Source organism: Kribbella sp. NPDC050459 (genome assembly GCF_040655315.1).
Classification (GTDB): domain Bacteria; phylum Actinomycetota; class Actinomycetes; order Propionibacteriales; family Kribbellaceae; genus Kribbella.
Genome location: NZ_JBFAJQ010000003.1, coordinates 334,415 through 355,923, shown reverse-complemented (window position 1 = coordinate 355,923; position 21,509 = coordinate 334,415). Strand labels below are relative to the sequence as shown.

Annotated in this window: 21 protein-coding genes; 10 read left to right on the top strand and 11 right to left on the bottom strand. The window is 69.2% G+C overall.

The features are described from left to right. Positions 1–57 precede the first annotated feature (57 nt). On the top strand, positions 58–2,070 hold the full coding sequence (locus AB0I12_RS12870) for a DUF1906 domain-containing protein (RefSeq protein ID WP_359928646.1): 2,013 nt from the start codon (positions 58–60) through the stop codon (positions 2,068–2,070). Here AB0I12_RS12870 and AB0I12_RS12865 read toward each other — a convergent pair. Continuing rightward, the gene (locus tag AB0I12_RS12865) at positions 2,067–2,939 is read right to left on the bottom strand and encodes a LysR family transcriptional regulator (RefSeq protein WP_359928644.1); all 873 of its coding nucleotides are present in this window, start codon (positions 2,937–2,939) and stop codon (positions 2,067–2,069) included. The two genes, AB0I12_RS12870 and AB0I12_RS12865, sit on opposite strands and share 4 nt — an antisense overlap. Positions 2,940–3,024: 85 nt before the next feature. On the opposite strand from AB0I12_RS12865, the gene AB0I12_RS12860 reads away from it, so the two are divergent. The 4 genes from AB0I12_RS12860 (at position 3,025) to ctaD (ending at position 7,043) form a co-directional block, all read left to right on the top strand. Further along, complete coding sequence (locus AB0I12_RS12860; protein WP_359928641.1) at positions 3,025–3,828, top strand: alpha/beta hydrolase; 804 nt, start codon at positions 3,025–3,027, stop codon at positions 3,826–3,828. Continuing rightward, complete coding sequence (locus AB0I12_RS12855; RefSeq protein ID WP_359928638.1) at positions 3,825–4,625, top strand: LLM class flavin-dependent oxidoreductase; 801 nt, start codon at positions 3,825–3,827, stop codon at positions 4,623–4,625. Before AB0I12_RS12860 ends, AB0I12_RS12855 begins: the two co-directional genes overlap by 4 nt. Before the next feature lie 63 nt (positions 4,626–4,688). Then, complete coding sequence (locus AB0I12_RS12850; protein WP_359928635.1) at positions 4,689–5,210, top strand: type 1 glutamine amidotransferase domain-containing protein; 522 nt, start codon at positions 4,689–4,691, stop codon at positions 5,208–5,210. 63 nt (positions 5,211–5,273) lie between these two features. Continuing rightward, positions 5,274–7,043 (top strand): cytochrome c oxidase subunit I, encoded by a 1,770-nt coding sequence (ctaD, locus tag AB0I12_RS12845; protein WP_359928633.1) that lies wholly within the window; start codon positions 5,274–5,276, stop codon positions 7,041–7,043. On the opposite strand, the gene AB0I12_RS12840 is transcribed toward ctaD, so the two are convergent. The 5 genes from AB0I12_RS12840 to AB0I12_RS12820 all read right to left on the bottom strand — a co-directional run bounded on the left by AB0I12_RS12840 (position 7,044) and on the right by AB0I12_RS12820 (position 11,826). Then, positions 7,044–7,916, bottom strand: coding sequence for a helix-turn-helix transcriptional regulator (locus tag AB0I12_RS12840; RefSeq protein WP_359928630.1), 873 nt, complete (start codon positions 7,914–7,916; stop codon positions 7,044–7,046). It abuts the gene before it with no gap. Positions 7,917–7,987: 71 nt separating this feature from the next. Next, complete coding sequence (locus tag AB0I12_RS12835; RefSeq protein WP_359928627.1) at positions 7,988–8,749, bottom strand: DUF4386 domain-containing protein; 762 nt, start codon at positions 8,747–8,749, stop codon at positions 7,988–7,990. Between the two features lie 153 nt (positions 8,750–8,902). Next, on the bottom strand, positions 8,903–9,505 hold the full coding sequence (locus AB0I12_RS12830) for a class I SAM-dependent methyltransferase (protein WP_359928625.1): 603 nt from the start codon (positions 9,503–9,505) through the stop codon (positions 8,903–8,905). Positions 9,506–9,608: 103 nt separating this feature from the next. Continuing rightward, positions 9,609–10,283: a methyltransferase domain-containing protein gene (locus AB0I12_RS12825; protein ID WP_359928623.1), complete on the bottom strand. Its 675-nt coding sequence runs from the start codon at positions 10,281–10,283 to the stop codon at positions 9,609–9,611. Continuing rightward, complete coding sequence (locus tag AB0I12_RS12820) at positions 10,276–11,826, bottom strand: ATP-dependent DNA ligase (protein WP_359928620.1); 1,551 nt, start codon at positions 11,824–11,826, stop codon at positions 10,276–10,278. The genes AB0I12_RS12825 and AB0I12_RS12820 overlap by 8 nt, the downstream gene beginning before the upstream one ends. Before the next feature lie 112 nt (positions 11,827–11,938). On the opposite strand from AB0I12_RS12820, the gene AB0I12_RS12815 reads away from it, so the two are divergent. Both AB0I12_RS12815 and AB0I12_RS12810 read left to right on the top strand, forming a co-directional pair. Then, the gene (locus AB0I12_RS12815; RefSeq protein WP_359928617.1) at positions 11,939–12,178 is read left to right on the top strand and encodes a hypothetical protein; all 240 of its coding nucleotides are present in this window, start codon (positions 11,939–11,941) and stop codon (positions 12,176–12,178) included. A 21-nt stretch (positions 12,179–12,199) separates the two neighbouring features. Continuing rightward, the gene (locus AB0I12_RS12810) at positions 12,200–12,844 is read left to right on the top strand and encodes a hypothetical protein (protein ID WP_359928614.1); all 645 of its coding nucleotides are present in this window, start codon (positions 12,200–12,202) and stop codon (positions 12,842–12,844) included. A gap of 3 nt (positions 12,845–12,847) precedes the next feature. Here AB0I12_RS12810 and AB0I12_RS12805 read toward each other — a convergent pair whose 3' ends face one another. Then, positions 12,848–13,816, bottom strand: a complete 969-nt coding sequence (locus tag AB0I12_RS12805) for a Dyp-type peroxidase (RefSeq protein WP_359928612.1) — start codon at positions 13,814–13,816, stop codon at positions 12,848–12,850. Between the two features lie 46 nt (positions 13,817–13,862). On the opposite strand from AB0I12_RS12805, the gene AB0I12_RS12800 reads away from it, so the two are divergent. From AB0I12_RS12800 to AB0I12_RS12790, 3 genes are all read left to right on the top strand, one after another. Beyond that, on the top strand, positions 13,863–15,065 hold the full coding sequence (locus AB0I12_RS12800) for a CPBP family intramembrane glutamic endopeptidase (protein WP_359928609.1): 1,203 nt from the start codon (positions 13,863–13,865) through the stop codon (positions 15,063–15,065). Positions 15,066–15,109: 44 nt separating this feature from the next. After that, a complete protein-coding gene (locus AB0I12_RS12795; RefSeq protein WP_359928606.1) occupies positions 15,110–15,835 on the top strand; it encodes an HAD family hydrolase in 726 nt (241 codons plus the stop codon). Between the two features lie 92 nt (positions 15,836–15,927). Beyond that, positions 15,928–16,830, top strand: coding sequence for an endonuclease/exonuclease/phosphatase family protein (locus AB0I12_RS12790; RefSeq protein ID WP_359928604.1), 903 nt, complete (start codon positions 15,928–15,930; stop codon positions 16,828–16,830). A 61-nt stretch (positions 16,831–16,891) separates the two neighbouring features. Here AB0I12_RS12790 and AB0I12_RS12785 read toward each other — a convergent pair whose 3' ends face one another. The 4 genes from AB0I12_RS12785 to AB0I12_RS12770 all read right to left on the bottom strand — a co-directional run bounded on the left by AB0I12_RS12785 (position 16,892) and on the right by AB0I12_RS12770 (position 21,504). Continuing rightward, entirely contained in the window at positions 16,892–17,851 is a 960-nt protein-coding gene (locus AB0I12_RS12785) for a sigma-70 family RNA polymerase sigma factor (RefSeq protein WP_359928601.1), read from the bottom strand. Between the two features lie 257 nt (positions 17,852–18,108). Further along, positions 18,109–20,190: a S9 family peptidase gene (locus AB0I12_RS12780; protein WP_359928598.1), complete on the bottom strand. Its 2,082-nt coding sequence runs from the start codon at positions 20,188–20,190 to the stop codon at positions 18,109–18,111. Positions 20,191–20,226: 36 nt separating this feature from the next. After that, entirely contained in the window at positions 20,227–21,030 is an 804-nt protein-coding gene (locus AB0I12_RS12775) for an exodeoxyribonuclease III (protein WP_359928596.1), read from the bottom strand. A 9-nt stretch (positions 21,031–21,039) separates the two neighbouring features. Then, complete coding sequence (locus tag AB0I12_RS12770) at positions 21,040–21,504, bottom strand: hypothetical protein (protein ID WP_359928593.1); 465 nt, start codon at positions 21,502–21,504, stop codon at positions 21,040–21,042. Positions 21,505–21,509 lie beyond the last annotated feature (5 nt).

Below are 21,509 nucleotides of genomic sequence, written 5' to 3'. Positions count from 1 at the left end.
TGCGGCGGCGCTCGCCTTCACTTGGGGGCACCGTCCATCGATGAACTGAGGAGCATTGTGAGGTTGTTCAGACCTGGGGTGCTGGCACTTGCCCTCGGCCTGGTCGCCGGAGTCGCCGCGAGCGCACCGGCCACCGCTGAAGACACGAAGACCGTTTCCTACCGCGGCTATCAGGTGACCGTGCCGGCCAGTTGGCCGGTCGTCGACCTGGCCGCGACTCCGTCCGCCTGCGTCCGGCTCGACCAGCCGGCCGTGTACCTCGGCCACAGCACGGCGCAGGCCGACTGCCCGGCGCACCGCGTCGGCCGCAGCGCCGGCCTGATCCTGGAGCCGCTGACCACGGCGGAACCGTCCACCGACGGTCTGCTCCGCCGCGCGGTCGCGGACGCCGGCGTCCTGGCGACGGCGTACTACGCGCCGGGCACCGAGCAGACCGCGAGCGACCTGCTCGCCACCGGCCGGGTGGTGACGAAGACCTCGTCGGCGCGGGTCACCCAGCAGGCTGCGGTGACGCCGACGATTGTTGCGACGGGCAACTACGCGGGTGAGGGTTTCGACGCCTGCGCAGCGCCGTCGCAGAGCACGATGGATGCCTGGCGCCCGAAGTACCAGGGCATCGGCATCTATATCAGCGGCGGCTTGCGGGCGTGCGCGCAGCCGAACCTGACGTCCAGCTGGGTCGCGACGAACGCGAGCAAGGGTTGGCAGTTCCTGCTGATCGACGTCGGCCTGCAGGCTCCGTGCACGACGTACAACAGCCGGATGTCCTCGGTCGCGTCGACCGCGCTGATCCAGGGCAAGAACGCGGCGATCAACGCGGTCGCGGCGGCGCAGGCGCTGGGATTCGCCCAGCGGAGCGCGATCTACAGCGACATCGAGGCGTACGAGTCGACTGCCGCGTGCAAGGCGGCGGTCCTGTCCTATCTGAGCGGCTGGACGCAGGAGTTGAACTCGCGTGGGTACGTCGGCGGGGCTTACGTCAACGCGCTGCACGGCGGCCCCGACCTGATCAGTGCCTACACGAGCACGGCGTACACGCGGCCGGACAACATCTGGATGGCGCAGTGGAACAACACGCCAGGCACGATCTCCGGTCTGCCCGCCACGTACTGGAGCAATCACCAGCGCGTCCATCAGTACGCCAACGTGACCGAGACCAACGGTGGCGTGAAGCTGAACATCGACAAGAACTACTTGAACCTGACCGCTCCGCCGCCGCCCGTGACCAGCTTCAGTGTGTCCGGTGGGGTTGCCGCGGCCACGCTGCGCTGGACCAAGCCCGCCAACGTCACGCTCGGCCAGATCATGGTCCGCGCCGCGTCGGGCTCGACCCCGCCGCAGCTGCCGACCACGGGAACGGCCATCTACAACGGCACCGCGAGCATGTTCACGCACACCGGCCTGGCAAACTCGGCCAGCTACGCGTACCGCGTGTGGGTGAAGGACAGCAAGGGCAAGGTCGGGCCGGGTGTCGACGTCCGGCTGGTCGGGTCGAGGGCCACGATCGGCGCGAGCGCGGCGTCGATCATGTACACCGGCGCGGTGACGTTGTCGACGGCCGCGACGCGGTTGGACGGCGGCAAGCTGGCCGGCGTGCCGATGGTGCTGTACTCGAAGGCCAAGAATGCTTCCAAATGGGCGACAGTTGGTAGCTTCACCACAGACGCCAACGGCGTGGCGCAGACGGCGCAGAAGCCAGCCGTGTCGACGTACTACATGTGGGGCTACAACGGTGCCGCCGGTGTGCTCGGGACGCGGAGTGCCGCGGCCCTGGTGCAGGTCCACCCGGCGATGTCGGCGTACCTCGTTCCGGGCGCGATCACGCTCGGCGGATCGAGCCTGCTGTACGGCTACCTGAACCCGGCGCACGCCGGTACGACGGCGTACCTGCAGCGTCGTTCGGGTACGTCGTGGGTGGCCGTGACGACCGGGAAGCTGACGACGAACGGCAAGTACGCGTTCAGCCTCAAGCCGACCGCCCGTGGCACGTACACCTACCGCGTGGTGTGGCTGGCCGACGCGGACCACCAGGGCACGCAGACGGCGTCGAAGGTGCTGACGGTCAGCTAACCGGCAAGGTCGGCCGCCGCACGTCGCGCGAGTTCGATCGCGTGCGCCGCGAGCGGTGAGTGGGTGCGGCCGGCCTGCCACAGCAAGAAGATCTCCCGCGGCGGGAGCTCTGGCGTGAGCTCGTGCAACGCCAGGCTCTCGTCGTCCCGGAGTACGGCGAGTCGCGGCGCCAGGGCTGCACCGAGACCGGCCCGGACCATCGCCAGCAGCGCCTCGTTGCCCTCGGTGCGGAACACGAACTGCGGGTGGATGCCGCGGGCGGTCAGGAAACCCTCGACGACCGCCTGGTGGCAGATCGCGGGGTGCGCGACGAGCGGAAGTCCGTCGAGCTTCTCGAGCGGGATCGGTCCGGCCGGGAAGTCGCCGGGGCGCGCCACGAGCACGTACGGGTCGTCGAGCAGCTTCAGATCCTCGATGCTGTCTCCGGTCCGGCCGTCGAAGAACATCAGGTCGAGCCCGGTCAGATCGGGATCGTCGGTCTCCTCCTCGAACAGCCGGATGTCGCAGCCCGGATGCGCGTCGCGCAGTTCCCGGATCATCCGCGGCAGCAACGTGTTCGAGACGGTCTGGAAGGTGCCGATGTCGATCCGGCTGTCACCCGCCCGGAACCGCTCGATCCCGTCGCGCATGTCGTCCGCGCGGCGCAACAGTTCGCGGCCGTGCCGCAGCACGACGGCGCCGAGCGGAGTGATCCGGACCGGCTTCGGACCGCCCGGCCGGTCGAACAGCGGACCGCCGGCGGCCTTCTCGAGGACGGCGATCTGCTGGCTGACGCTCGACTGGGTGTACCCGAGCCGGCTCGCGGCCCGTCCGAACGACCCCTCGTCGGCGACGGCGGCCAGCGTCGCCAGATGACGCAACTCGTACATGCGCCGCACTCTATCGCCAATGGCGATCGCTTTGATAAGAATCAATCGCTTTTCACGATGATGCGCCGGATTCTACGGTCGTGTCATGACCACTTACCGAGTCCATGACATCGAGCTCTGCGCGGAGACGTACGGCGACCCGGCCGATCCCGCGATCCTGCTGATCCACGGCGCCGGGGCGTCCATGCTGTGGTGGGACGCCGAGCTGTGCGCCGAGCTCGCGAGCCGCGGCCGCTTCGTCATCCGCTACGACCAGCGCGACACCGGTCGCTCGACGTCGTTCCCGGTCGGCGAGCCCGGGTACGCGATGAGCGATCTGGCCGCGGACGCCGTCGGCCTGCTCGACGCGCTCGGCGTCGCGAAGGCGCACGTAGTGGCGCAGTCGATGTCGGGCGGGACGGCGCTGATGCTCGGCCTCGATCACTCGTCGCGGGTGGCGTCGCTGACGTTCGTGTCGAGCAGCAGCGGCGACGAGGGCCTTCCGCCGCCGTCGGCGGACATGCCGCGGCTGGGTACGCCGGACTTCGGCGACGCGGCCGCCGTCGAGGAGTACGTCGTACGCTCGATCGAGGCCGAGGCGGCAGGCCACTTCGACGAGTCGGCTGCCCGGGCGCTGGTCCGCGAGGACATGGCTCGTACGAAGGACTACGAGGCCGCGCTGACGAACCACTTCGCGATGGACTTCGATGCCCCGCGCAACGGGGGCTTCGGCGACCTGGCGGTGCCGGTGCTCGTCCTGCACGGGGACGCCGACCCGTTGCTGCCGCTGCCGCACGGTGAGTCGATCCGGGACGCGGTCCCCGGGGCCCGGCTCGTCGTCCTGCACGGCATGGGGCATGGGCTGTCGGCGCCGTACTGGAAGACGTTCGTGGACGAGGTGACGCGATGAAGTACGCGATCTGGTTGCCGCTGTTCGACGAGTTGTCCGACCCGGTGCTGGTCGCGCAGTTGGCGGCGGCGACCGAGGAGGCCGGGTGGGACGGGTTCTTCCTCTGGGACCAGCTGTGGTGGCGGCCGCCGGTGCGGGAGGTCTCGGATCCGTGGATCACGATGAGCGCGATGGCGACCGCCACGGAGCAGCTGCGGATCGGTCCGATGGTCTCGCCGATCGCCCGCCGGCGGCCGGCCAAGCTGTTGCGCGAGACCACGACCTTGGACCGGCTCTCGGGCGGACGGCTGATCCTCGGGGTCGGGCTGGGCAGCGATCGGTTCGCGCAGGAGTACTCCAAGACTGGCGAGGAGGTCGACGACCGGATCCGCGCCGAGCGGATGGACGAGACGCTCGAGATCCTCACCGCCGGGTGGACCGGCGAGCCGGTGCGGCACCATGGCAAGCACTTCCTGGTCGACGACGTGCAGTTCCTGCCGCGCCCGGTCGCCGGCCGGGTACCGGTGTGGCTCGCGGGTTTCCCGGGCAACGCGAAGCCGGTCCGGCGCGCGGCGCGGTACGACGGCTTCTTCCCGGTCAACCTCACCTCACCGGAGCAGGTGGCGGCACCGGCCGCCGTACTGCGGGAACTGCGCGGCGACCTGGACGGCTACGACATCGCGGTCGCGCTGGAGCCCGACGTGGATCCGCGTCCGTACGCCGATGCGGGCGCGACCTGGTGCCTGATGGACGTCGACCCGGCGACGCTGCAGCTCGCCGACGTCCGCGCACTGATCGCCGCGGGTCCGCCGAGATAGCGCGTGTGCCGGCCGGCTCCTCGGGTACCGGATGACGTCCCTGCTACTCGAGAGGAGTTCACGATGCCGAAGATCGCGTTCCTGGTCGCTGCCGAGGGGATCGAGCGGGTGGAGCTCACCGAGCCCTGGAAGGCTGTGAAGGACGCGGGTTACGAGCCAGTCCTGCTCAGCCCCGAGACCGGTCAGGTACAGACTTTCAATCATTTGACCGCCGCGGAGACGGCACCGGTCGATCAGGCTGTCGGTGATGCGTCGGTCGACGACTTCGTCGCGCTCGTGCTGCCCGGGGGAGTGGCGAACCCGGACGCGCTGCGGACCGACGAGAAGGCGGTCGGATTCGTCAAGGACTTCGTGGCCTCGGGCAAGCCGGTGGCGGCGATCTGCCACGCGCCCTGGACGCTGGTCGAGGCGGACGTCGTGCGGGGGCGGCGGATGACGTCCTGGCCCAGTCTGCGGACGGATCTGCGCAACGCGGGCGCCGACTGGGTGGACGAATCCGTCGTCACGGACGGCAACCTGATCACCAGCCGGAAGCCCGACGACCTGCCGGCCTTCAGCAAATCGCTACTGAGCGCACTCGGCTGACGGGGTGTTGCTCTTCGGACCATAGGTGTCTAATCGAGGGGATGCTGTAGTTCGGGAGGGTGCATGGCCAGTGTCAGCGGGCATGCCGGGGTCACCGAGCGCACCGGAACCGCCGCGGTCCAGGAGAGTCGGCGGCCGCTGGGGAAGGTGATCGGCCGGCTGTTGTCGACGACCGACCACAAGGTGATCGGCCAGTTGTACCTGGTCACGTCGTTCGCGTTCTTCCTGATCGGCGGCGTGATGGCGCTGATCATCCGCGCGGAGCTGGCCAAGCCGGGTCTGCAGATCGTCAACGAAGAGGTCTACAACCAGCTCTTCACGATGCACGGCACGATCATGCTGCTGCTGTTCGCGACGCCGCTGTTCGTCGGCTTCGCCAACGTGATCATGCCGGTGCAGATCGGGTCGCCGGATGTCGCGTTCCCGCGGCTGAACATGTTCAGCTACTGGCTGTTCCTGTTCGGCGGCCTGATGACGCTGAGCGCGTTCGCCACCCCGGGCGGCGCGGCCGACTTCGGCTGGACGGCGTACTCGCCGCTGTCGGGCGGGGTGCGCTCACCCGGCATCGGCGGCGACCTGTGGATCATGGGCCTGTGGATGGCCGGTCTGGGCACGATCCTCGGCGGCGTCAACTTCATCACCACGATCATTACGATGCGTGCGCCCGGTATGACGATGTTCCGGATGCCGATCTTCTGCTGGAACGTGCTGGTGACGTCGATCCTGGTGCTGATCGCGTTCCCGATCCTGGCGGCGGCGCTGCTGGTGCTGGAGGCGGACCGAACACTCGGCGCGCAGGTCTTCGACGCGGCCAACGGCGGACCAATCCTCTGGCAACACCTGTTCTGGTTCTTCGGCCATCCAGAGGTCTACATCATCGCGCTGCCGTTCTTCGGCATCGTCACCGAGATTCTCCCCGTGTTCAGCCGCAAGCCGATCTTCGGGTACTACGGCCTGGTCGCGGCGACCCTCGCGATCGGGGCGCTGTCGATCGCGGTGTGGGCGCACCACATGTTCGTCACCGGCTCGGTGAACCTGCCGTTCTTCTCGTTCATGACCTTCCTGATCGCCGTACCGACCGGCGTGAAGTTCTTCAACTGGATCGGCACGATGTGGGGCGGCTCGTTGTCGTTCGACACGCCGATGCTGTGGTCGATCGGCTTCCTCGTCACTTTCCTCTTCGGCGGCCTGACCGGGATCATCCTGGCCTCGCCGGCGCTGGACTACCAGCTGAACGACTCGTACTTCGTGGTCGCGCACTTCCACTACGTCGTCTTCGGCACCGTGGTGTTCGCGATGTTCGCCGGGTTCTATTTCTGGTGGCCCAAGCTGACCGGGCGGATGCTGGACGAGAAGTGGGGCAAGCTGCACTTCTGGATGCTGTTCATCGGCTTCCACACCACGTTCCTCGTCCAGCACTGGCTGGGCGTCGAGGGTATGCCGCGGCGCTACGCGTCGTACGGCGCCAACGAGGGCTTCACCACGCTGAACGAGGTGTCCAGTGTCGGTGCCTTCATCCTGGGCGCGTCGATGCTGCCGTTCTTCTACAACATCTACAAGTCCCGCCGCTCGCCTCGCGTCGAGGTCGACGATCCGTGGGGCTGGGGCCGTTCGCTGGAGTGGGCCACCAGTTGCCCGCCGCCGCGGCACAACTTCGTCAAACTGCCCAGGATCCGCTCGGAGTCCCCAGCCTTCGACCTCCACCATCCATCACTGGCGCTCGCCGAGTACGCGCACAACCCGACGCCTGGGGGCAAGCTGCTGGACGCGGGAGAGGACCAGGGGCGGGTGGAACATCTGAAGGGCAAGACCGAGCACGAGACCGAGCAATAGTCAGGCCGGCAGGCGCTCGAGCAGGCGCGTCAACTGCTGCTCGGTCCGCTGCGGCGACGGGCTGGTGGACGCCAGCAGGTCCAGGGCTTGGGTGTAGGTCTCGACGTCGTCGCGCTTGTCCAGGTACAGCGCGCTGGTGAGGTGTTCCAGATAGACGATGTCGGGCAGGTCGCGCTGCGGGAAGCGGAGCAGGCTGAACGCGCCTCCGGTGGCGGCGTGACCTGAACTTTCCAGCGGGATGATCTGGACGGTCACGTTCGGCCGGGTGATGGCTTGGCGCAGGGCGTCGAGCTGGTCGCGCAGCACCTCGGTGCCGCCGATCGGACGGTGCAGGACGGCCTCTTCGATGACGGCCCAGAGCTTGAGCGGCGGCTCGCGGTCGAGCACCCGTTGTCGTCGTCTGCGCAGGGCGACGAGCCGCTCGATCTCGCTGTCGGCGCGCGGGCCGCTGGGGGAGAGCTGCGCGACGGCGCGCGCATAGTCGGCGGTCTGCAGCAGGCCCGGGACGAACTGGATCTCGTAGGTGCGGATCAGCTCGGCGGTGGCCTCGAGCCCCAGATACGCGTCGAACCACTCCGGCGTCACGTCGCCGTACCGATGCCACCACCCCGGGTCGTTGGCCTCGCGGGCGAGCGCCAGCAGGCGGTCTCGCTCGCGCGCGTCCTGCACGCCGTACAGAGTCAGGAGGTCGGCGACGTCGCGCTCCTTGAACCCGACCCGGCCGAGCTCGAGCCGGCTGATCTTCGACTCCGAGGCCCGAATCGCCCAGCCGGCGTCGGTCCGGGAGACGCCGGCGCGCTCACGCAGCTCCCGCAGATGACCCCCCAACATCATCCGCAGAGCCGTCGGCCCCACAACACTCCGCCCCGCCATACCCCGAGTCTACATGATTTTCGAACAAATGTTCCCATGCAGTCTCAGCTCACCCGGGCCCCAGTCATGTCTCAAGACATTGGTGACGCTTCCGAGACGGCCGCCGGACGGAAGCCGCGCGCGATCATCCAGACCGCCAGCACCATCTCCTGCACGGCCAGCGGCAGGCACAGCAGGTTCACCTCGGACGAGTTGGTGCCGACAACTCCGTACATCGCCAGCAGATAGGCGGCGACGTACAGCGGGATCCCCGCGAGGCCCCACACCGTGATCCAGCGGGGGACGATCCGCGACCGGAAGAGCAGGACGTAGAAGAGGGCGGCCCCTAGGCAGAACACCAATGACAGGATGACGCTGGCGCCATCAGAGTCGATCACGAGGGTGCCGATGCGCACGCCGGCTGGTGAGGCCGTACCCCGTCCTGCCGCCATGGTCTCGGCCAGTGGCGCGAGGATCAGGAATGCGATGGCGATGATGACGTAGGTGGTTGTCTCGACCGCCCCTCGGATAATCAGGTAGCCCGTGGCCAGCACTTCATCCACCTGGCGCAGCACGGGAAACAGCACCACCGCGACCATGGCGAGCGACAGACCCATGACGAGCACGAGCAGCGCCCCCGTCGCGACGGTGCCGGAATGGTTCGCGGCGTAGGCGAGCGGGTCGTCCGCGTTGCGCACGGGGAAGGTCGCGACAAACTTGCTGAGGATGCCGGCCACTGTTCCGATGATGTAGAGGATTCCCGCTGTCGTGGCGGCAGCCCTGTGCTCACGCACGCTGTTGCCGGACCGGGAATCGCCTTGGACACGTGACGGATACGACGTCGTAGATGACATGGTCCCTACACCTCCATTCAATCTCCAGCGTTCAACGGCTTCCGCGTTGAGGTCAGAGGCGAACGACCAGTGCTGAGACGCCACATGTCCGGATCTGCCGCTGAGCAAGCGCGTCCGGTCAGGCCGAGCAGATGCCGTGGACGGCCATGAGTGTCACCGATGTCCTGAGACATCACACACCCGGGTCCCCACCAGCAGCGAGTTCCGCAGGTCCGGGAGCACCACCTCGGTCGAGATGAGCCGGGGATCGTCGAAGAAGAAGTCCCGCTTCGGATCGTGCGTCAGGTACGGCGAATCGGACGGCAGCAGGCTCACCGGCGTCACGTCGTCGTTCACCAGTCGCCCGCCTACCCGGATCAGGTCGACCATCTCCGCCGGCTGGCTGCCGCCGTCCGCGAACAGCAGGTCGAAGGGCGCCCGGCGCGCCAGTTCCTCGAACGCGTCCCCGTTAACCACCTCGACGCGTGGTTCGTCCGCGAAGACCTGCCGTGCGGCAGCCGCCCTGGTCTCGTCGAGCTCAACCGTCACGAGCCGGCAGTCGGCGGGCATCGCCGCGGCCATCCATGCCGTCCCGAAGCCGACGCCTGTACCCGCCTCGCCTATCAATCCGCCCTTGCATCCGGCCGCCAGCACCGCGAGGAACTGCCCGACCGCCGGCAAGCAACAGGAAGGCCCGCCGCCGGCCCGTGTCAGCGACATCCCGACGGCGACCGCCGCCTCCCGCGCACGCATCACCAGCGCGGGCCACTCCGGCACGCGGCCGTCAGTAAGCCAGTTGACCAACTGTTCCCCCCAAGCGAGGTCGGTCCTCGCGCATCGCGACCGCGTGCGCCCATCGGGCACACCGTAATGCCGCGGCTCAGTCGCGCAGGTACTCCGCACGCCACCGCAGGACGCTGGGGTCGGCAGGGCTGGGGGATTGGATCAGTTGGATCCGGTGCAGGTCTGGGGTGGTGAAGGACTCGATGGTGGCTCGGGTGAGTGGCCAGGGTGGGCCCTCGATCGCGTCGTCCGGCTGGTCGTCGGCGCGGGCCGCGGCGATCACCAGCAGGGTGCCGCCCGGGGCGACGAACTCCGTCACCTGCTTGACCGCCTCGGGCTGCAGGGTGATCGGCAGGGCCTGCACGGTGTAGATCTCGACGACGAGGTCGAACGCGTGGTGCCAGGCTGCCGGTGGCGCGAGGAGATCGGCGACGCGATAGTGCGTCCTGGAATCCGGATGGTTGCGATGCGCGGCCTCGATCGCGCTCGGGGAGATGTCGAACGCGGTCGTGTCGTACCCGCGGTCGGCGACCAGCTCGGCGTCCCAGCCGGTGCCCGCGCCGACGACGAGCGCGGTCTTGTCGGCGCCGTCGGGCTCGGACTCCTCGATCCACTCGCGCAGCAGCTGATGCGCCGTCCCGCGATCCCACGGGACGACCGCGGAGCCGTCGGCGGCCGCGGCATACAGGTTCTCGAACCAGCCGGTCGGGTCGTCGCGGTCCAGCGACTCGCGCGCGATCCGCCGCGAGACGACATCGGGGTCCTCACTCATCGTTGCCCACGCTCTCCCCAGTACCCAGGTGGATGTCCCGCACCGTCTGGACAGTATCGATGTCGGCGGGCTTCTTGTCCTCGCGATATCGCAGCACCCGGGCGAACCGCAATGCCATCCCGGCCGGATACCGCGGCGAGGTCTGGACGCCGTCGAACGCGATCTCCACGACGACCTCCGGCCGGAGGTAGACGGCCCAGTCGTCCTGCCGGACGGCGAGCTCCTGGAACCGCTCGGTCTGCCATCGCAGCAGCTCGTCCGTCAGCCCCTTGAACGTCTTCCCGAGCATCACGAACTCGCCGGTCTCCTCGTCCCGCGCGCCGAGATGCAGGTTCGACAGCCAGCCCGTCCGCCGTCCATGGCCCCACTCCGCCGCGAGCACGAGCAGGTCGAGGGTGTGGGTCTGCTTCACCTTGACCCAGCCCGACCCGCGCCGGCCCGCCTCGTACGGCGCGGTCAGCGACTTCACCACCACGCCTTCGTGGCCGCGGCGCACAGCGTCGGCGAAGAACGCCTGCCCGGCCTCGGCGTCCTCGGTCACCAGCCGGGGAATCCGCCGCTCCTCGGGCACGAGCTTCGCCAGCCACTGCTGCCGCGCCGCCCCGTCGAGCCCGAGCAGGTCCTGCCCGTCCTGGTGCAGGATGTCGAAGAAGTACGGCGTCAGCGGCACCGAATCCGGCCCCGTCGCGGCGCGCGTCGCCGTCCGCGAACCGGTCACCTGGAACGGCTCCGGCCGACCGTCGGCCCGCAACGCGATCAGCTCACCGTCGAGGACGACCTGCTGGGCGTCGAGCGCGAGGACGGCGCTGACGACCTCCGGCACGCGGGAGGTGATGTCGTCCAGCGTCCGCGTGTAGACGACGACCTGGTCGCCGTCGCGGTGCGCCTGGATCCGGATCCCGTCCAGCTTCCACTCGAGCGCCGCCGGCGTCCCCGTCTTCGCCAGGGCCTCCGCGACACTCGTCGCGGACTGCGCCAGCATCGGCTGCACGCCGCGCCCGACCTCGAGCCCGAACTGTGCCAGCCCCGCCTCGCCCTCGGTCAGTACGGCGACGGCGACCGGAGCAGCCGCTCCGCGCAACATCGTCGCGGCCCGGATCCCGGCCAGCGGAATGCCGGTCGCGCGGGCGACCGCGTCCGCCATCACGCCGTCGAGTGCCCCCTGCCGTAGCTCGCCGCCCACGAGGAGCCGCAGGAACCGCTGCTCGTCGGCCGTCGCGCGCCCGAACAGAGCGTCGACCGCCGCCCGGCGACGAGCCTGCACGCCCGTCCCCGACATCTCCGCGAGGTCGGCGAAGGCCGCGTCGACCTCCTCGACCGTCAACGAAGGCTCGGCGGCCGGCTCCGGCGCCTCCATCAGCGTCCGCCAGCCCACCCCGGTCCGCCGTTGCCGCAGCTCGCCGGACAGGTACGTGACCACGATCTCGATCTCGGCCGGCTCGGTGGCCTTGGACAACACGTCGGCGATGAACTCGGCCTTCTTCAGCCGCGACCGGGTCCCGGCCAGCGCGGCCGACGTCTGGACCACCTCGGTGAGCAACATGCTCCCAGTCTGTCGCACCGCGCCGACAATCCCCGATCACGCAACTTCCACGGAGCGGTGCGCATCGTTGTCTGGGAGAGCGGTTGTCGAAGGGGGAGTCGAGATGCGGCGGATGATTGCAGTAGCGGCGGGCCTGGCCCTGGCTGTTCCGGTCCTGACGAGCGCGGTTCCGGCGTCAGCGGCACCGACGGCGAGTACCTGTCAGGTGCAGGCCGGTGCGCTGACAGCGGGCGGCGACACCGTGAACCGGTACGTGGTCGCGACGTCGCCGGTCACGGCGAGTCCGGCCACCGTCATGGCCAAGCAGGCCTTCGGCGGTCGCAGCATCTCGCTCAGCAGCCAGTGGGTGTAGGACGACGACTTCGGCGACGAAATGTCGCTGAACGGCCATGTCGTGAGCGGCGGCGCGATGTACCAGGCGAACCAGTGGGTCGAGAAGGGGACCGGCGGCGAGGTCCTCAGAAGCAGCATGACCCGGATCGGCGGCGGCTGGGACGTGTTCCGCACGCTGACGCAGTCCTGGTCGCTCGACGATCCGAGCTGGCGGGTGTACGCCCTTCGCAACGACGGCACGCTCTTCCGCTGGCACGTCAACCCGACGAACGACGGCGTCGAGCACTGGGAGGCCGCCGGTTCGTATCCCGGCTTCTCCGCCGTCAAGGCCGTCACCCTGCTCAGCCGTACGTCGACGTACGACACCTTGCTGGCGACGACGCGGGGCGGCGCGCTCTACACGATCCACATTCCGCTCAGTCAGCCGATGAAGCCCGTCGTGAAGCCGCTGCGGACCAGCACCTGGCAAGGGTTCGAGACGCTGATGGCGAGCCGCTGCGGTCAGTACGGCACGCTGCTGCTCGGCATCGACAAGGACTCCGGCTCCGGGTACCTGTACGCCGTTGGGCACGCCAACGGAACCGCGACGGTGATCAACAGCCTCGGCAAGGTGCCGGCGACCTTCGGCGACCCGGTCGACTTCAGCTGGGGCAGTGTCGTCGACGCGCCTTTGTTCGGCGAGTAGCGGTCAGGGCGCCGGCGGCAGGTCGTCGAGGAAGTCCGCCGGCGGTGTGAAGAACAGGCCGCCGGTGACCGCGGTCGAGAAGTCGAGCAGCCGGTCGTGGTTGCCCTCGGGCACTCCGATGAACATCCGCCGCAGCATCAGCTCGGTCACCGCCGGCGTCTTGGCGTACCCGATGAAGTACGTGCCGAACTCCTGCGTGCCGACGGTGCCGAACGGCATGTTGTCGCGCAGGATCTGCAGCTCGTTGCCGTCCTCGTCCTCGATCACGTTCAGCACGATGTGCGCGTTGCCGGGCTTGCGGGCGTCGTCGAGCTCGATGTCGTCGAGCTTGGTCCGCCCGACGGCGAGCTCCTGCTGCTCGACGGTCAGCCCGTTCCAGGCCTTCAGGTCGTGCAGGTACTTCTGCACGATCACGTAGCTGCCGCCGCGGAAGTCCGGGTCCTCGTCGCCGATCAGTACGGCGTCGCGGGCCTCGTCACCGGCGGGGTTCTCGGTGCCGTCGACGAACCCGAGCAGGTCGCGCATCTCGAAGTACTTGAAGCCGTGCACCTCGTCGACGACCGTGGCGGCGCCGTCCAGGGCGTTCATGATCTGGGCGGCGAGCTCGAAGCACTGGTCCTGGTGGGCGGCGCGGATGTGGAACAGCAGGTCGCCGGGCGTCGACGGCGCGTGGTGGGTGGCGCCCTTGAGCTCGGCGAACGGGTGCAGCTCGGCGGGGCGCGGGCCGCTGAACAGCCGGTCCCAGACCTCCGATCCGATGCTGGTGACGCAGGACAGGTTGCCGGCCGGCACCCGGAAGCCGACCGAGCGGACCAGGCCGCTCAACCGCTCCAGCAGGTCGCGGGTGCGCTCCTCGCCGCCCGGCTCGACCTGCACTACCAGGAAGATGGCGGATCCACTCAACGGCATCAGCACGGACTGCGGCAGCGCGCTCGTCGCCCGGCTCGTGTCCGGCGTCGGTTCAGTAACCACCGTGTTCTCCCTCCGTCCAGTTGGCCCGATCTTCTAGAGTCCAGTCATGGACCCGCAGCAGCCCGGGCCGTCTCCGCAACCGGGCCCATACTCCCAGCCGGGGCAGCCTCCACCGCCGCCGCCCCACCCTGGCCCCTACCCACCTCCGGGTCCGTACGGCCGGCCGGTCCAAGATCCGGGTCAGCAGCCGCCCCAGTATCCGGCGCAGTACCCGCCCCCGTACCCACCGCAGTACCCGCCGCCGTACCCCCAGCCGTACGGCGGCTACCCGCCGGCGGCGTACCGCGAGCCGCGCATCGTCCCGGCGCCCGCGGGGACGCCGTTCCACCGCCTCGCCCGGACGCCGAAGCACGCCTGGTGGCGGCCTGTCGTCGGGACGCTGCTGCTCGGCGCGCTCGGCTTCTTCGTGACGTCGCTCGTCGCGGTCGTCTGGGCGATCGCCCACCGCTTGCTGGCCGGTCCGTTCCCGGCGCCGAGCGGCGCCGACATCTTCCCGAGCGACACCGAGAACCTCGCTGTCACGCTGGTGATGCTCGCCGTCCTGACGCCGCTCGTCGGCCTGACCGCGTGGGTGGTGCAGCGCCGGCCGTTCTGGAGCGTCGCCTCGGTGCTGAACCGGATCCGCTGGCGCTGGCTGCTGTGGTGCTGCCTGCCGGCGCTCGGGTACATCGTGCTGTCGCTCGCGATGGGGTTCCTGGTCGACGCCGTGTTCCCGGCCGAGGACGCGATCGGGGCCAGCGGCGGGGACTGGATCGGCTGGAGCGCGTTCGTCGTTCCGGCGCTGGTGATCGTGCTGCTGGTGCCGTTCCAGTCGGCGGCGGAGGAGTTCGTGTTCCGCGGCTGGCTGATCCAGGCGGTCGGCGCGTACGGCCCTGACGACCCGAACGGCCGGGCACACTGGCTGCGGACCGTCTTCCGCTCGCCGTGGCCCGGGATCGTGATCGGCGGCGCCGCGTTCGTGTCGGCGCACGGGTACAGCGGGTGGGCGATGGCGGACATCTTCTTGTTCGCGGTGACGGTCGGCTGGCTGACGGTCCGGACCGGGGGACTGGAGGCCGCGATCGCGCTGCACGCGCTGAACAACCTGATCGCCTTTCTGTTGCCCGCGGCAACTGGCCGGGGTGATCAGTGGAACGTACAGGGCGGCGCGCCGTGGACGTTGTTCGTCGCGGACATCCCGTGCCTGGCGTTCTACGCGATCGCCGTCGCCTGGCTGGCCCGCCGGCGGGAGATCGCCCGACTGAGCTGAAAAGCAGGCGAGAACTGTCGGCCGGCTCTGGCAGGCTGTGCCGGGTGACGAACGCGAAGATCGAAGCCGTCCTGTTCGACTGGGGCGGCACGCTGGCGACCTGGCACGACATTTCTCTGTACGAGACCTGGCGGGCGGTGACTGCGCTGCTCCACCCTGACAACCCCGGCAACGCCGACGAGTTCGCGGCGCGGCTGGTCGCGGCCGAGGGGACGGTCTGGCGGCGTTCCCGCGACGAGCACCGCAGCAGCACGCTCGAGGAGGTGTGCGCGCTGGCCGAGGTCGTGATGACCCCGGCGGCCCTCGCGGAGTATGAGCGGCAGTGGGACCCGCACACCGAGCTGGAGCCGGACGCCGTCGACACACTGCGGGCGCTGCGCAACCGCGGCCTGAAGGTCGGCGTCCTGTCGAACACGCTCTGGCCGCGGCGACGGCACGAGGAGGTGTTCGCGCGCGACGGCGTGCTCGACCTGCTCGACGGCGCCGTCTACACCAGCGAGATCGCGCACACCAAGCCGCACCCGGAGGCCTTCCTGGCCGCGATGCGGGCGGTCGGGGTGTCCGAGCCGTCCCGGTGCCTGTTCGTCGGTGACCGGCTCTTCGACGATGTCTGGGGCGCGCAGAACGCCGGCATGCGTGCCGCCCACCTGCCGCACAGCGCGATCCCGCAGGAGCAGATCGGGCACACCGAAGGTAATCCGGACGCGACCGTCCAGCGCCTGGCCGAGCTGCCCCCGCTGATCGACTCCTGGAACGAAGCGGCAGCCTGACCTCACGTGCGCGACGCGCTACAGCTGGCAACCGTTCACCGGATCTGGTTAACGTCCAACCTCCTTGTCATCCGCCCTTGGAGGTTTTTGACATGTTCACCACGCGCCGTCGGCTCGCCGCGCTCGTCGCGGCCGCCGTTGCCGGCCTGACGCTCGCCAGCGGGGTGTCGCAGGCCGCCCCAGCCTCGGAGCAGGCCGCTGCCACCAGCGGCCCGCTGCACGTGATGTCGTACAACCTGCGGTATGCGAGCAATACCCCGCCGAACACCTGGGCGGACCGGCGTCCCGTGATGCGGGAGCAGCTGCGGCAGGCGCGCCCGCAGCTGCTCGGGACCCAGGAGGGGCTGTACTCCCAGCTCCAGGACATCGCCGCGGACCTCGGTCCGTCGTACGGCTCGATCGGCCTGGGGCGGGAGGGCGGCAGCAAGGGGGAGTTCATGATGGTCTTCTTCGACCAGCGCCGTCTCCGGCCGGTCGAGTTCGACCACTTCTGGCTGTCGGACACCCGGGACGTGATCGGTTCGAAGACCTGGGGCGGGTGCTGCCCGCGGATGGTCACCTGGGTCCGGTTCGAGGACAAGGCGACGTCGAAGCAGTTCTACGCGGTCAACACCCACCTGGAGGCGTACGACGCGACGGCGCGCTCGAAGTCCGCCGACCTGATCCTGCAGCGGATCGCCGGCTTCGACCCCGCCCTGCCGGTGATCATGACGGCCGACTTCAACGAGGCGGCGAAGCCCGGCCTGACGGTCTACGACAAGCTCGTGACGAGCGGGACCTTCCAGGACACCTGGCTGACCGCCGAGCGCCGTAGTGCGCTCTACGCCACCTTCCACGGGTACAAGCCGCTGACGCCCAACGGTGACCGGATCGACTGGATCCTCACCACACCGGGCCTGCGGGTCCCGAAGGCGAGTATCAACACCTTCAGCAAGGACGGCCAGTTCCCGAGCGACCACCTGCCGGTCGAGTCCTGGATCGAGCTCGGCCGGTAAAACCGAAGGACCCCCGGGCCAGATCGTGGCCCGGGGGTCCTGAGGGGTTTCGGTCGGTGTGTTACGCGGCGAGCGTCGGGTCGGCCAGCAGGCGCAGGCGGCCCAGCGCCTCACGCTCGATCTGGCGCACCCGCTCCGCCGAGATGCCGTGCACGGCGCCGATGTCGGCCAGCTTGGCCTGGCGGCCGTCGTGCAGGCCGTAACGGCGCCGGATCACGTCCGCGGACCGCGGGTCGAGCTGGTCGACCAGACTGAACAGTCCCGAGCGGTCCGACGCGTCGGCGACCAGCTGGTCCGGACCCGGCGCGGTCTCGGCCGCGATCAGGTCGCCCAGCGAGGTCTCACCCTCGTCGTCGACCGGGCTGTTCAGGCTGATGTGGTCCCGGCCGATGCGGATCAGTTCGGTGACCCGCTCCGCGTCCAGGTTCAGCTCGGCTGCGATCTCGTCGATCTCCGGCTCCCGCCCGAGCTTGCGCTCCAGCGTGCGCCGTGCGGACCCGATCTGGTTCAGCTGCTCCACCACGTGCACCGGCAGCCGGACCACGCGGGCCTGCTGCGCGATACCGCGGGTGATGGCCTGCCGCACCCACCAGGTCGCGTACGTCGAGAACTTGAAACCCTTCCGGTAGTCGAACTTCTCCACCGCCCGGATGAGTCCCGTGTTGCCCTCCTGGACCAGGTCCAGCAGCGGCATCTGGGAACGTCCGTACCGGCGGGCGATCGACACCACGAGCCGGAGGTTCGCGGTCACGAACCGCTGCTGTGCGCGCCGGCCCTCTTCGGCCAGCCACTCCAGCTCCTCTTCCGTGGCATATTTGGGCGCTCCGCCCTTCTTGCGTCCAACCCGCCCCTCGGCCAGCAGTTGCTCCGCGAGGAGTCCTGCCTCGACCGTCTCAGCGAGCTCGACCTCTTCCTCAGCCGTCAGCAGGGGTGTACGCGCGATCTCTTCGAGATAGAGACCGACACTGTCCTTGCCGTCGATACCGTCGTCCGTGCTCCGGACACGAGTCGTGCGAGCCACCGAAACTCCCTTCGTCGTTACATGGAGAGCAACGCTCGAGTAGGGTTCAAGATTCCGGTACCAGTGTGTAAACACCCTGAAGGTTCCCTGAGAGTTCCCGGCAGCGAATCCGCCGTGGAAACCGGTGTCCCGGGGTGCTGACGGCCTATTCGGCGTAACACTCCGGGACACAACCTGAGAATCCGTACAGAAATCCGCCGTTCCGGTGCCCTGGATGTGTTGCACAACACACGTCCGGGGACGGATATTCCGCTTTTTTAGCTCCGGCCGAGGGTGTCCAGCTCCCAGGCGAGCGAGAAAGCGACCTCGCGCCAGGCGTCGTACCGCCCGCTGCGGCCGCCGTGGCCCGCCTCCATCTCGGTCTTCAGCAGCACGTCGGGATCGCCGGCCGCGGTCGCCCGGAGTTTCGCCACCCACTTCGCCGGCTCGACGAAGAACACCCGGGTGTCGTTCAGGCTGGTGATCGCGAGGATGCGCGGATAGTGCTGCGCGGTGACGTTCTCGTACGGCGAGTAGGACTTCATGTACGCGTAGACGTCGGCGTTCTCGAGCGGATTGCCCCATTCCTCCCACTCGATCACGGTGAGCGGCAGGGACGGGTCCAGAATCGTGGTCAGCGCGTCCACGAACGGGACCTCGGCGACGATTCCGCCGAAGGCCCGCGGGGCCAGGTTCGCGACCGCGCCCATCAGCAGGCCGCCGGCGCTGCCGCCCTGCGCGACGATCCGTTCCGGGCGGGTCCAGCCGGCCTCGACCAGGTGCTCGGCGGCCGCGACGAAGTCGGTGAAGGTGTTCCGCTTGGTCAGCATCTTGCCGTCGTCGTACCAGTGCCGGCCGAGCTCGCCGCCGCCGCGGATGTGCGCGATCGCGAACACCACGCCGCGGTCGAGCAGCGACAGCCGCGGGATCGAGAACCACGGGTCCATCGAGCTCTCGTACGAGCCGTACCCGTAGAGCACGACCGGCGCGTTCCCGTCCTTGGCGACGTCCTTGCGCGCGACCATCGAGAGCGGAACCTTGGTCCCGTCCGGCGCGGTCGCCCACTCGCGGTACTGGGTGTAGTCGCCGAGGTCGACCCCGCCGAGCACCGGCTGCTGCTTCAGCAGTCGCCGCTCGCCGGTCGCGACGTCCACGTCGTACGTCGAACCCGGCGTGACGAGTGACGTGTAGCCGAAGCGGTAGCGGGTCTCGTGCCACTCGTCGTTGCGGCCGGGGGAGACCGTGTGGATCGGCTCGTCGAACTCCAGGAGCTCGGGGTCACCGAAGCCGTCAGCGGTGCGTCGCATGATCGCGAGCTCGGTGAGGGCGTCGCGGCGCCGGTGCAGCACGACGTGGTCGGCGAAGGCGTCCGTGCCGAGCAGGCGGCTGCTCTTGTCGCCCTCGATCAGCGGGGTCCAGTCGCCCGGAGCGTCCAGCGGCGCGGAGGCGAGCGAGAAGTTCGCGGCGTCGGCGTTGTGCGTGATCAGCAGCCTGTCGCCGGCGTGCTCCACGTCGTACTCGACGCCTTCGCGGCGGGCCGCGACGACGACGGGATCGCCGGCCGGGTTGTGCGCGTCGAGCAGCCAGGCCTCGCTGGTGAGCTTGCTGCCGAGCGCGATGATGATCGCCTGCTCGTTGCGGGTCAGGTCCACGCCGACCCAGAACCGCTCGTCGGGCTCTTCCATGACCAGCACGTCGTCGGTCGCGCCCAGGGCGTGCCGCCAGACCTGGTACGGCCGCCAGGCGTCGTCGACCTTGGTGTAGAAGATCGTCGAGCCGTCCGCGGACCAGGCCGAGCCGTAGTGCACCTCGGGCAGCTCGTCCGGCAGCAGCTCGCCGGTGTCCAGGTCCTTGATCCGCAGGGTGAACCGCTCGTCGCCCTTGAGGTCGACGGAATACGCCAGCAGCCGGCCGTCGGGGGAGACGTCGACGGTGCCGAGCGAGAAGAACTCGGAGTCGCCGGCCACCTTGTTGCCGTCGAGCATGATCTCTTCGCCGGCGATCTCGCCGTCGGTGGCGGGCGGCTCGTCGCCGTCCACCTTGACCCGGCAGTGCAGCGAGTACTGCTGGCCCTCGATGGTGCGGGAGTAGTACCAGTACCCGCCGCGCCGCGCGGGCACGCTCAGGTCGGTCTGCAGCGTGCGGTCCGAGATCTCCTTGAAGATTGCCTCGCGCAACGACTCGAGGTGGGCCGTGCGGGCCTCGGTGTAGGCGTTCTCGGCCCGCAGGTACGCCAGCACCTCGTCGTCGGTCTTGTCCCGCAACCACTCGTAGTCGTCGACGAAGGTGTCGCCGTGATGCACCCGCTCGACCGGTTTCCGGGCAGCAACCGGCGGCGTGACGGAAGAAGTCTCAGCCATGCGGCGAGACTACCCGCGCCGTCGGACAAGAACTATTCAGATGTCGTACGTCGCGACGACCGGGGCGTGGTCGCTCCAGCGTTCGGCGTACGTCGGGGCGCGGTGGACGACGCAGCCGGTCGCGGCGGCGGCGAGTTCGGGGGAGGCGATCTGGTAGTCGATGCGCCAGCCGGCGTCGTTGTCGAAGGCCTTGCCGCGCCACGACCACCAGGAGTACGGGCCGGGGCCTTCGCCGCCGAAGCGGCGGCCGAGGTCGACCCAGCCGTTCTCGAACAGGCGGTCCAGCCAGGCGCGTTCTTCCGGCAGGAAGCCGCTCTTCTTGCGGTTCGCCTTCCACGCCTTCAGGTCGACCTCGCGGTGCGCGATGTTCAGGTCGCCGCACATCAGCACGTGCCGTCCGTCCGCGCGCAGTTCGGCCAGCCGGGCCGTGATCGCGTCCAGGAACGCGTACTTCTCCGCCTGCCGCGGCGGCGTCTCGAACTCGCCGGTGAACACGTACGTGCTGACCGCCGTCAACGTCGACCCGTCGTCCAGGATGACATCGGCCTCGACCCAGCGCCCGGTTCCGGCGAAACGCTCCGGCCCGATCTCGCCGCGCTCGTCCTTGATCGGCCGCCGGCTCGCGACCGCGACACCGGCGCGACCCTTGTGCCCGTCGATGGCCGGTTCGGCGTGCGCGATGTTCCACTCACCGCCAAGCAGTTCCCGCAGTACGTCGTCAGAGGCGCGGACCTCCTGCATCAGCAAGAGGTCCGGATCCGTGCTCTCCAGCCACGGCGTCATCCCGCGCCGGAAGGCGGCCCTGATCCCGTTCACATTCACCGTGGCAACCGTCAGCACGGCCGAACCCTACCCTCTGGTGTGCCCGGGCTTGACGACCATCAGCACCAGGACGACCAGCCACAGCAGCCCGAAGATGCCGCTCGTCATCGACAGCAGTTTGGCCTTCGACAGCACACCGCTGCGCACCTCGGCCGGCTGACCGGCGGCCGCGAGTACGGCGGACTGCGCGGGCACGACCAGGAACGCGAGCACCAGCGCCGCGGCCAGCGTCAGCACGATCGAGATGATCAGCCACGCCTCGTCCATCACGTGCATGCCGCCGGCGACCGCGAAGCCGAACACGGGAACGGCGAGACTCGCCCACGCGTAGACCCGGGTGATCCGGTGCAGGACGTCCAGCCCGCCCGCGTCCGGCGCGTCGGACTGCAGCATCCGGCGCGCGATCGGCGGGAACATGCTGGCCGCCACGGTGACCGGGCCGACGCAGAGGATGGCGGCGAGGATGTGGACCGTCAGGAAGAACTTGTTCATCACTC